Genomic DNA, 11,641 nt, shown 5'->3' with positions numbered 1-11,641 from the left:
TTTGCCGGGACAAGGATAAAGTTGCATGAAAGCATGGGAACAGTTCATTGACCTCCACGAAGAGAGCTTGGGCAAAGCCGCGACGGATAAATGGCTAAGATCCTTGAAAGTGCTCCATTTCGACGCCGGCAACCTCTTCCTGGAAGCCTCCGACCCCTTTCAAATCATGTGGTTCGAAGAGCACATGAGGAAGAAAGTTAAAGAAGGGCTATTCAACAACAACAACCGCGAAATCAAAGTCCACTTAAGCCTCGCCAAAGTTGCCAAGCCCCTCTTAAAAAAGAGCAAAAAGTCTCCCAAAAAACCCGAAGAGAAGCCTTTTGCCCTAACGTTCGATGAGCTGGACACCCACTCCACCTTCAACACCTTCCTGCCCACCGATGAAAACCGCTTCGCACAGGAAGCTCTGAAAGAAGCGATCTCCACAGCAAAAGATGCCCACCCCGTCTTCAACCCTCTTTTCCTCTACGGAAAGGTAGGATCCGGAAAAACGCACCTCCTCAAAGCCGCAGCAAAAGCCCTGCAAGACCGCGGGCTAAGACCCATCTACTGCCGTCTCGAAACTTTCACCGAACACGTCGTCTCCGCCATCCGCATGGGAGAAATGAGCCGGTTCAGAGAAGCCTACAGAACCGCCGACGCCCTGCTCATCGACGACATCGACCAACTCGGACGCAAGTCGGCAACACAAGAAGAGCTATTCCACACTTTCAATACCCTTCACGTCCAGGGTAAGCAGATCATCCTCGCCTCTTCGTGCCCCCCGAAAGACCTCCAGCACATCGAACCGCGCCTTGTCAGCAGATTCGAGTGGGGCCTCTCCATCCCCCTCACGCCGCCAAGCAAAGACTCGCTGAAGAAAATCCTCGCCGAAAGGGCTCAAATGCTCAACTTCAGCATCAAACCGCGCATCGTCGACTTCCTGACAGACACCTTCCCCTCCTCCCCAACCGCCTCCGTCCGCGCCCTGGAAGCTTTAGCGCTAAGAAGCCATATCGAAGGCATCCGCACCCAGATGGCTCAAGTCAATCTAAGCCTACCCGAAGCCGCAAAACTCCTCTCCGATCTGATCAAAGACGAAGAAGAAAAAACTCTCACACCGGAACACATTCTTAAAACTGTTGCCGAGCACTTCGGCATCCGCAAAGACGACATCACCGGCAAATCCCAAACGAGAGAGTGTGCCCTCCCCCGCCAAATAGCCATCTATCTCTGCCGCACCAAACTCTCCATGCCCTACATGAAAATCGGCGATCTCTTCGGCCGCGACCACTCCACCATCATGTCCAGCTTCAAGCTCATCCAAAAAGGCATCGACTCCTCCGACCCCAATATCGCCCCTATCGTATCTTTCTTAGACAAACGCATCGGATAAGAGGATGCGGGACGTGGCCCCCTCTCCCCTGTAAAAGGGCCTGCACCCTTTTAAAACCCATGATCGCCTGCAAAAAGATAATGCAGATCCATGCTTCTGAATCGACGATTCGTCGGAATCACCGGATTGTACTCTCCTTAAGGCGAAAGGGATGAAAGACCTCAGACGCAAGAAAGCAGAGTAGCGTTTCATAGACTATTAAAAGTCTCGAAGCTCGTTCCCAGAGATTCAAAAGGACGAACGCCCATATGACAAAGTTCCAAAGGACAGCATCCCCTTTCCCCTCTCTCCTTCTATTGACGTGAAATGGGCTATTGAGCACATTGCCATTTTAGGAACAGAGCAAAGGAAAACGTCAGTGGTTGCTGTTGGTTATAAGATAAGGGATGGGCTCCCTGTTGATTCAGAAAGAGGTCGAGAGCTAGCGGAACGGGGGCGGCTTGAGACGGCCCTTGCGAGGAAGGAGATGCCCGGGATAGCGGAGCTCGTCGCTGAGTATGGCGAAAAGAAGCCTCTCCTCGGGGCGAGGATTGCGGGGTGTTTACACCTGACTGTAGAAACGGCGGTGCTTGTGACCGCTCTTCGGAGCCTGGGAGCGAGTGTTCGCTGGTGTTCTTGCAATGTATTTTCGACGGAAGACCATGCTGCAGCGTATCTTGCTTCCGAAGGCTTTCCGGTGTTTGCCTGGAAGGGTATGAGTGAGAAAGAGTATTGGGAATGCATTGCGGACACGGTGTCGATAAGTCCTGATCTGATCATCGATGATGGCGGCGACATGACGAAGTATGTGCTGGACCAAGGGATTGCGGTTAAGGGTGTCGCCGAAGAGACGACAACGGGAGTGCGGCTTTTGAAGCAGAGGGAATCCCTTCCATTTCCGGCGATCGCTGTCAACGACCTGATCACAAAGTCACAGTTTGACAACCGTTATGGATGCCGCGAGTCCCTCCTGGCAGGCTTGATGCAGGGAAGCGGAATGATGATTGGCGGCAAGGTGGCGGTTGTCGCGGGGTATGGGGATGTGGGCCGGGGATGCGTGGAGGCACTATCGGGCCTTGGCGCACGCGTGGTGGTGACGGAGATCGACCCGATTGCTGCATACCGTGCCGTGATGGAGGGTTTTGAGGTGATGACGATGGATGAGGCCGCCTTAATCGGCGACCTTTTCATTACGGCTACGGGGTGCGTGAGTGTGATCGAAGGGCGCCATCTCGAGATGATGAAAGATGGGGCGCTTTTGGCCAATATCGGACATTTCGACTGGGAAATTGACGTCTCATACTTAATGAAAAACCCTGATATAGAGAGAGTTAATATCAAGCCTCTCGTAGACAAGTTTGCCTGGAGGGGACGGGATAAGTGTCTTTTACTGCTTGGCGAGGGACGCCTTGTGAATTTGAGTCTGGCAAGCGGCCATCCGTCATTTGTCATGTCCAACTCCTTCTGTGGGCAGATTTTGGCAATGCTGGAGCTTTGGAAAGGGGGATACTCTCCCGGTGTTCACAAGCTGCCCCGCTTGCTCGATGAAAAGATCGCGCGCCTGCATTTGAAGCCGCTCGGTGCGAAGCTGACAACACTGACCAGGAAGCAGGCGGAATATCTCGGGGTTTCGATCGAGGGTCCTTTTAAGACGTAGTATGACAAAGATAAGGCCGCAAGTCCTCGTCACCATTTAGAGACGGCGATTAGGGACTTCTCCTCACTGCCAAGACAATGGAATTGCCTAGAAGATGCAAAATGTTCAGTTGGCGCTTTCCTAAAATCATGCCGGTGTGTTAGATTTATTTTTCGTTTTGAATTCCTCTCGGAGTATAGCGCAGCTTGGCTAGCGCGGCTGCTTTGGGAGCAGTAGGTCGGGGGTTCGAATCCCTCTACTCCGAGCTTAAGCTCCTATCTCCGGATAGGAGCTTTTTTTTTAAGGAGTACCCGTGCAAAACACTCTTCTTTCCTTCTATTTCGATCCGGATCCAATCGCTTTCACAGTTCCCTATTTTGATTTTGAAGTCCGCTGGTATGGGATTTTGTTCGCTTTGGGATTTATCTTGGGATATTTCTTTGTAGAACGCGTATTCTTCCGCATGATAGACGGGACACGGGAGATCCTTCCTCGCGACATCGCATCGATGGATGCTTTGAAGAAAGCGGTGGAAAAGATGCGTGGTGTCGAAGGTGAGACTAAGGTACGGGAAGACAAGGCCTATCTGGGACTTGTCAACCGCTCGCTCGCTTCAATGCCGGGACTGAAGACCAGATCGGACATTGTGAAGCTATTTCCGGGAGCTGTCTTGCCGACAAAGGAGCTAGCTTCCCTTTTTACGGATCGGCTGCTGTGGTTTATCATTGCCGGCTGCATTATTGGCGCACGGCTGGGACATGTTCTTTTTTACGACCTGCACTACTACCTGGCGCACCCGGCTCAAATTTTTAACCTGAGGGCAGGCGGCCTTGCCAGCCATGGAGGCGCGGTGGGGGTCATGCTGGGTCTTTATGCTTATACTGCTTTGTACCGCAGCCGCTTTTCCGAAATCTCGTTTTTAAAATTGCTGGATGTCGTCGTGGTGCCGACCGCGCTTGTCGCATTTTTTATCCGCATCGGCAATTTCATTAACCAGGAGATTCTGGGTCATCCTACGGATATGCCTTGGGGAGTAGTCTTCGGCCACCCGGTTGAAGGAGGGGGAGCTGTGGCCCGCCATCCGGTGCAACTTTACGAAGCGCTCTTCTATCTTTTTACCTATGTTCTGCTGCTATTGCTGGCAAACCGCCTGAAGGTGGGGCGGCTGGCGGGCCTTTTCTTCCTCCTCGTATTTGGCTCACGCTTCGTTTTGGAGTTTTTTAAAGAGCCGCAAAGTCTCGTCATCAATGAACACTCTCTGCTTGCAGGCCAGCTTTTGAGCCTGCCATTTATCGCTCTGTCGCTCTATCTGTTGCTGCGTCGGGAAGCGGCTCCGGCAAAGACCGAGTAATCGCTGCGCAAGACGTTCTTTTGTAAAAAAATTCACACATTCTTAATATAACATTTAAAATAATCAAACAAATCATCATCATAATTGACCTAATTTTAAATTTAATAGGTTAATTATGTCTTTCCACCGCACTCTTTTTTTTGACGGATGTAACTTGAACTCGCCTGTGATCGACTGCGTGAACAACTACTCCAGAATACCAAGCGCCACCGTGGTTCATAAAAAGGGCGACATCATTAAAGCTTTAAAGGACGGCAGGAAGTATCAGCTTATAACAATCGCCGGTCACGGAGCAAAAGATGAAATCAGCGTGGGTTCGGGAATGCAATCGAGCGATAATCCAAGGATGGAGATCTCGTTAAAAAAATTTGATCAGTCACTACTTTTCTTCAAATGCTTAAAAAAGCATCTCGACACAGAACACTCCACTCCGATTGTGTTCTTGGCCGGCTGTGAAATTTATGACTGCATGGATTCCCATGAAAAAAGCTCTCTGCTGTGGAGAATCAGTACGGTGATGAAGGATGTGCTTGTCATCGCTCCATCAACCTTGATCAGGCCGGCGTTAAAGAGCAATGCGGTGAAAATTAAATTCGAGTTTAAACCGGGAAAAGAAGCCGACTTTGACTTTTATCTGACCTTGGGAGCGTTCAGAAATGGGACGAGGATTGACGAGATTTCGACAATTCTGGAATTGACAAAGTGCACCAGTGAAGAAGAACTCCATAAGTATTTATGCAGGTGGGAGATGAAAATCTAATGCACTCCCCCTGCGAGTCCCGCAAATTCAGCGATACCGAAAGGCACTCAAAGCAAAAATATCGACCTTGAGACTCTTTCGGTATGCTTCCCTTTATCATGCCAGAGACTGTTGAGCCTCATCCCCGCAAACGCCCCTCAAACCACATCTTTACAGATAGTTAATACTACTTTGTTTTACATTTTACAATATCAACTATATAATCTAACTATGGTGATACTCTAATTTTTTGGAGGTTAGCGTATGGACCCCCATCTCTCTCCACGTGACCACGGCGAACTGCCGACGGATTACCAAATTCCCCAGGGCAAAACAAACATAGAGGAATCAAAGCGCACATACACGGTGAAGTCCCCACAGTCTAGCGCCAATGCCGCAATCGAAAAGGTCGCTACTGTCGAAAAGGGGTTTTTCTCTAGGGTGGGAACAACTTTGGAGAAAGCCGGAGGCAAGCTCATCAAAAAAGGCGGCCAGGCTGCCGCCCATGTCAAAATTTATGGGACAAGCTTAATCAAGGCCGTCAAAAACTATTTCGCTCTTCACAAAAGCTCCGACACTGGATTTAAAGAATATTTCAAAGTCGCCCTGCAGGCAGAAAAAGCGAACCGTTTAAGCAACTCCATCCAACTTATAAGCGCAGAAAAAGAGCAGTTCTCCACCAAGATGGAGTTCATCAAAGGCAAATTCCAAAGCCACGTCACTGATATGCACCTTTTGAAAAGCGGAAACATTCCTCTTGTCGGAGAGGCGAAGATCGACGGGATTCGAGAGGATCTCGAGCTTGGCATTACCTACTTGACTACACTCGCAAAGGAGGCGAAGAGCTCGGGCAATCCTCTGGAAGAGGCACTCTTCAAAACGATGGCGGAGACCATTGAAGGTGACTTGAAATTCATCAATTCCCTTGAAAAGGACAACTGGGGCAATTACAGGGTAAAAAAGGGTGTCGAGCTGCTAAAGGCGAGGAATAATCTGGATGCGGCAAATAAGGAACTTACTTCGCTACAGAAGCTAACATCCATACCGCTCGAAAACCTGTCGCCGGCAGAGCTTGGCGAATTGAGGCAAAGGCTCTCTGAAGGAGTCCACCTCGCCTCGGCGCATGTCATGGAGATCAGCGCCTCCTATGACACGATCAGAGGCGGCTTGGAAGACGCGGAAATTCGCTCCCGGCTCGATGGTTTAAAAGAGGCGCTGCAAGAGCTAAGAGGCAAAGTATTTACGATAGAAACGAAGATGCTTGGAGCTGAATGGAAGCAGTCCGAGCACAAAAAAGTCCTTGAAAAATGGGTTAAAGGAGCGTCCGGGCAGAAGGAACAGACAGACGAAAACAGGCAAAAGGAGCTGATGGGGCAAGCGATGGAGCTTAAGATCTTCATCGATAAGGCGGAGAGTTTAATTGAGAAGGGAGAGCAGCATTTTCCAGGGTATAGCCCAGCAATGCAAGAGCTGCAATCAATGAGAAAGGAGGCGAAAGATCACTTGAAGAGCATCCAGGAGGAGCATTATGCCATCGGGGCAGGTGAGCTGCTGGAGAGTTTTGAGGGTAGCATCAAGCCTTTTTTTGAAGGGTTGCAGGAAGATATCGGTCATCTCTACAGCTTAACTCCCTCCCATGTCGACAAGTTGGAAGCCTCCATCCAGGGGTTCGTAAAGAAAATGGATGCCAAGCTAAGCGCGCTCACCTTGATGAACCCCAAGGCAGTGGAGAATGATCCGGTCTTAGGCGAGATTGCTGACATGAAAGACTCTATGCAAAGCGCCCTAAAAGAAATCGAGAGTTATCGCTTGAGCGATATCGCCCATGAGTGGATTGCCGAGCTTTTCCAAAACGAGGAACCCTCGAAGCTGGATCTCGACATCGCGCTTTATAGCGGAAAAATCCACTCCGGTGTTTTGAGTGAGTATAGCGCGATTGATATGAACCTGAAAGGACTCGATGCAGAGGCCCTTGGACGGCTGAAAACCCAGCTGACAGACATCAAAGAGCGCCTTGAAAAAGACCTCACAGCTCTTGAAGGAGCGATTGATGCCAAGGAATCTGCCCATGAACCCATCAATGCCGATGTCAATGACGACGTAGCCTCTATCCGGGAGGCGTTCCACGCCATCGTTTCTGACCTTCAGGACGTCAAGAACGCTATCGAGCTGGACTCGATGACTAAAGAGATGATTCAGCATCAGGAGGCAGCGGCACAAGTGCTAAAGGGAAAAGAGCTTTCATCACGGGATATCAAACAGACCTTCCTTGCCTGGCGCACTTTCAAAGAAAAGGCCGAAGGCTTCAACAAAACCTTACAAGAAGGGGCGATGACTTCAGAGTTTCTCACCCACTTGGAGACAACGGAATCAAAATTCATTTCCTTGGCCGAAGTCGTCGTTAAATCGATGAATCAAGCGATTCTCCGAGAAGCCGATTCCTTGCTGGCCGCTTCCTCGATCGAAGAGTACACCGCCGGCGATGTCGAAAAACTGGAAAAGTGCGTTGAAAAACTGCGCGGGGCGTCTCTCTTCTTCGAGGAGGTCAACAACACTTTGGAGGGTATTTTTGATGCCAGCCACCCTCTCGCGAAAGAGAGCGCTCTCCTTACTGAGAAGAGCGATGCGTTGCAGGGTAAAATGGATTTGATCGCAGGCGAGGTTGTCCATGGCCAATTGAAAAAGGGAATGTTTGAGATCCTCGATAGCTCCGTCGGATTCTCCAAGCTAAAAGCAGCCTCTTTTGATTCGGCACGAGAAAAGATGATCGCTTTCGATGTTTGGATTAAGAAGGCTGAAGAGAGGAGCGCCTCTTATGCTCTCTTGATCAAAGATTTGTCAGCGAAAAGAGAGGTGATCGATGATTTTACTCCTGCGCTTGCCAGCTTGACGTTCATGATCGATGAGGCGAAGATGTTAAGAGCGGAGGCTTTTCGTGTAGAGTCTTCGGCACTCTTCCATGGGGCAGTGCGGAGCATTGAGTCCGATCCCCTCTTTCAAAAGGGCCTGAAACTTGTCAATGACGCTCGGAGCTCTCTTGCTAAGACTGCTGATATGCCCTTCAGTGAACAGGAGAAGTTTTCCTTTCTCCAAAAGGAATCTGTCGAGGAGTTGATGCATGATCTTGGGGTGCTCATTCCACAGCTTGAGGGTGGCGTGGCAGCGCTTAAAGGGCTGGAAGAGGAGATGAATAAGCATGGGCTTTCACTCAGTGCGGAGGAGTCTCAAAAAAAATGCAGCCTGGAAGAGGAGCTCGGCAATGCAAAAGCCGCCCTGCACCGACTGAATTCCCTGCGACCTCCTCAAGGAGATAATGAGTGCTATACCGATGCGGCCAAGACGATGGGAAAAGAGGGACGAAGGATTGCCGACAAGAAAACAACAGGCGGCAGGAACGTAATTATCCTTGAGCGACAGATCCAGCGGCTGATCGATGACCCCAAGTTGGTAATGACAGAGAAGGCGGGGCAGTTGATTGTCGACAAAAAAGAGGGACTAAGCGGCGTTTACGCCCTTAAAAAACACCTGAAAGTATTTGAAGAGATAGCTAAAAAGTGCGCCACACCCAAAGAGTTTTCTGATGAAGGCTACTCTTCCGACTCCCCTGTCGGCTTAAGCGCTTTTGAAGAAGCGGATCTCCAACGGATCCAAGGGCTTCTACCTAAAATCGAGAGCCTTGAGTGGATCGGCCACGTCGGCGCCAAGCATCCCGAAGCGGTGGAGGAACTCAAGCAAGCATTTCGGGAGCTTTCCACGGAAGTCGACCGGGCGCTTGGACGTCTGGCTGAGAGAAGAGTCCAAGAGTCTATCGATAAGATAAAGGAGTGCCGGGCGGCAAACTTCTCCTCTTCCGACGGAGAACTCCATGTCAGGGGCGATGTGAATGCTTTAGACCTCTCCGCTGCGCTCCTGATAATCAAGAGGATGACAGAGAGAGACCCGTTGATGAAAAAGGCATACTCCTCTCTTCCCGCTAAAGATCAGGAGGAGATCACGGCGATCAAAGCCCTGCTTGAGAAAGGTCTGAACGAGGCCTACATGGCTGGCAAGCCCAAGGCGGAGAGCTTCCATCATTTGATGCTGAGCCTCTCACTCAATCCTAAAACAGCTATTGGACAAGGCCAAGAGGAGTTCGCCACTTTCGATTCAATGCATCTTGGCCTGATGAACTATGACGGGCTTAAAAAGAAACCGCATCTTCTTTTTGAAGCGATCAAAGATGCGGCGGTTTTAGGGACGATGACCGATGAAGGCAGAAAGGATCTGTTCCGCTTCGTTTTGAAGTTTTACGATGGCGGCCTCTATTCCAAGGCCATCCAAGACCCTCAGGTGACGGCCGCTGTCCTTTATATGGCCGAATACGCCAAGGCTAACGGCGACAGCGAGCTTGTGCACCTCGGCAATAGGATCGAAAACGCCGCCCTGCGCGAGGCAACCCCTACCGAGAATAAGGGCGCTCCAGAAGTGAAAGCTGAATCTCCCGGTGCCTCTGAAGTTCTTGATAAAGTGCGAAAGAAGGGCCTTGACAGCAAGCGCAAGGAACAGGCCGAACACTTTGCCGAAGCGCTTAGGGCAAGGCGGCAGGAGATGATCCACGACATGGACTTCTCCGATTTGTGGCAGATCAAAGTGGGTGAAAACCCTTTCTGGGTGGGCTCTGTCGGCAAGATGATAGCCGAGTCAACCAACCTGTCTCATTTCGCGACACTTGAGATTTTAAAAGGCAATAAAGCCAAAGAACGTGCCAACACTCTTGAATTCTTTATCGAAGTTGCCTACCAACTGGTACAGAAGGGAGACTATGACAGCGCACAGGCAATCATGGGCGGGGCGATCAAGTCAACCGCTGTACTACGCCAGAAAAAGACATTTTCTCTCGTCAGCGACAGCGCAATGGAGAAATACCGCGAGCTAGATACTCTATTTAGCCCTGAGAAAAACAGTAAGAACTACAACGATGCCATCCGCCAGCGCATCAATGCCGGGCAGCCGGTAATCCCCTACCTTGGCACCTCTCTGACGATGATCACATTTTTAGGGTCGCGACCCGATATGAGCAAAACAGCTCCCGGCCAGATCAACCAGAGCAAGGCAAAAAAGGGAGGAGAGATTCTTTCTGTTTTCGAGGAAGCCAAAAAGAGCAAGGTGCCTTCCAGCCTGAACATAGGAGGACTCGGTGCGATGTTAGATGGGTTTCCCGCAGAGAGGGATGCCGCTGTCAAAGCCAGTAAAAAAGGCGGTTTTGACGACTACACCTACCACCTCTCCTTAGAGAAAGAACCTAAAGGCCAAGAGCCGGCAGTCTCCCTCACGAAAAAAGCCAAAGCGCTGCTTCCCGGACTCAAAAAAGGCAAAACAGAAGGCGCTGTCAAACCGACCAAGTCCAAAGCGGCTAAACCTGTCAAACCGAAAAAGGTGCCTCCCGAACTTAGCGGGGTCGCCGATCTCATGAAGCAGATCAATGAACAGGCAGGCGGAAAGTTCGCGAGCTTCGTCGGCCCGTGGAACGATAGTCGGGAGATGCTCGCCAAACTGCATGCGCTTTCGGGATCTACGCCAGATGCCACCGTCAGTCTTTCTATCGGAGGCAAAGAGATTCCGGTTCCACTGAAAGATTTTATCGCAGGTCAAGGCGCCGATTTTGTCGGACAAAAAATCCAGTCGGCTGTGGATCAGGCCAAGAGGGTGGAGACGGACCCGATGAGCGTTATCGAAGAGTACAGGACCAAATACGCCAAAGAGGGAAAAACAGCCTCTGACATGGATCTGACAAAAGCCTTTGGCGCCCTCTTCCTTTCTGCACAGGCTTTCAACCAAGAAGCGTGCAAGTTGATCGATAAGATGCTGACTCAGGCGATGAATGATAAAATGGTAGCACTTGCCCTGTTTGATGTAGAGGCCGGTGATGAGCTGAGGCCGGAGCAAGCGGCCTGGAACAAGAAGGTGCAAGAGAAGCTGACAGCTCTCGGCCACGAAACCTGGGTTCAAGAACGCCTCCATATCAATCAACAGATCACCACCATCTTGCGAAAACAAGGTTCCAATCTCGACGCCCCCCTTCTTAAAGGACTCCTGGCAGAGGTCGGGGCGTTCATCAAGAAATGGGAAGGAATGTCCTCTGCCGAAAATCAGGCGGCTCTTGCGAAGGTGCGGGAAGAAATGGGTCCTCCCCTGCCCCGCTTCTTCGTCAACAATCACCCCGACTATCCGGGGCTGATCTTTGACCAGGACGCAGCGCAGGCCAATTTAGCCGGCCTCAAAGACGAGGCAGCTAAGGAGGGCATCAAATCGGACGACAAGGAGGCTCTCAAAGCCTTCGTAGAAAGTAAGGGCTTTAAGCTTGACCCCTCCGGCTCGGTAGCCTGGAAAACGCCCTCCGAGGAAGCCATCAACAAAGCGCTCTCCTGGAAACACCTACTCCAAGGACAATAACTTCTTTACAAAGATTCAGAATATTCCAAGACCACTTGAATTTAAAAACAACAAATAATTGAAGCATTGACTTTTTTAAATAATTATTTGTTATAATAAAAATATACCGTCATTTTTATTTTAGAGGTG

General features: G+C 50.4%; 5 protein-coding genes and 1 tRNA gene. All 6 read left to right on the top strand.

The annotated features are described in order from the left end of the window. Nucleotides 1-25 precede the first annotated feature (25 nt). The 6 genes from dnaA to ELAC_RS09825 all read left to right on the top strand — a co-directional run bounded on the left by dnaA (nt 26) and on the right by ELAC_RS09825 (nt 11,512). Nucleotides 26-1,375 (top strand): chromosomal replication initiator protein DnaA, encoded by a 1,350-nt coding sequence (gene dnaA / locus ELAC_RS09850; RefSeq protein ID WP_098039116.1) that lies wholly within the window; start codon nt 26-28, stop codon nt 1,373-1,375. Nucleotides 1,376-1,733: 358 nt separating this feature from the next. Then, complete coding sequence (gene ahcY, locus ELAC_RS09845; RefSeq protein ID WP_204250555.1) at nt 1,734-3,011, top strand: adenosylhomocysteinase; 1,278 nt, start codon at nt 1,734-1,736, stop codon at nt 3,009-3,011. Nucleotides 3,012-3,180: 169 nt separating this feature from the next. Further along, nucleotides 3,181-3,255: transfer RNA gene (locus ELAC_RS09840), tRNA-Pro, on the top strand. Between the two features lie 48 nt (nt 3,256-3,303). Then, the gene (lgt, locus tag ELAC_RS09835; RefSeq protein WP_098039115.1) at nt 3,304-4,341 is read left to right on the top strand and encodes a prolipoprotein diacylglyceryl transferase; all 1,038 of its coding nucleotides are present in this window, start codon (nt 3,304-3,306) and stop codon (nt 4,339-4,341) included. A gap of 115 nt (nt 4,342-4,456) precedes the next feature. Next, nucleotides 4,457-5,101: a hypothetical protein gene (locus tag ELAC_RS09830; RefSeq protein ID WP_098039114.1), complete on the top strand. Its 645-nt coding sequence runs from the start codon at nt 4,457-4,459 to the stop codon at nt 5,099-5,101. 243 nt (nt 5,102-5,344) lie between these two features. After that, entirely contained in the window at nt 5,345-11,512 is a 6,168-nt protein-coding gene (locus tag ELAC_RS09825; RefSeq protein ID WP_098039113.1) for a RasGEF domain-containing protein, read from the top strand. Nucleotides 11,513-11,641: the final 129 nt, after the last annotated feature.

Source organism: Estrella lausannensis (assembly GCF_900000175.1).
Classification (GTDB): domain Bacteria; phylum Chlamydiota; class Chlamydiia; order Chlamydiales; family Criblamydiaceae; genus Estrella; species Estrella lausannensis.
The sequence above is the reverse complement of the archived record's forward strand: the minus strand, read 5'-3'. Positions and strand labels throughout refer to the sequence as shown.

Bases quoted from the DNA above. Each gene is read 5' to 3' on its own strand.
- dnaA (WP_098039116.1), top strand. From the start codon at position 26: ATGAAAGCATGGGAACAGTTCATTGACCTCCACGAAGAGAGCTTGGGC.
- ELAC_RS09830 (WP_098039114.1), top strand. From the start codon at position 4,457: ATGTCTTTCCACCGCACTCTTTTTTTTGACGGATGTAACTTGAACTCG.
- ELAC_RS09825 (WP_098039113.1), top strand. From the start codon at position 5,345: ATGGACCCCCATCTCTCTCCACGTGACCACGGCGAACTGCCGACGGAT.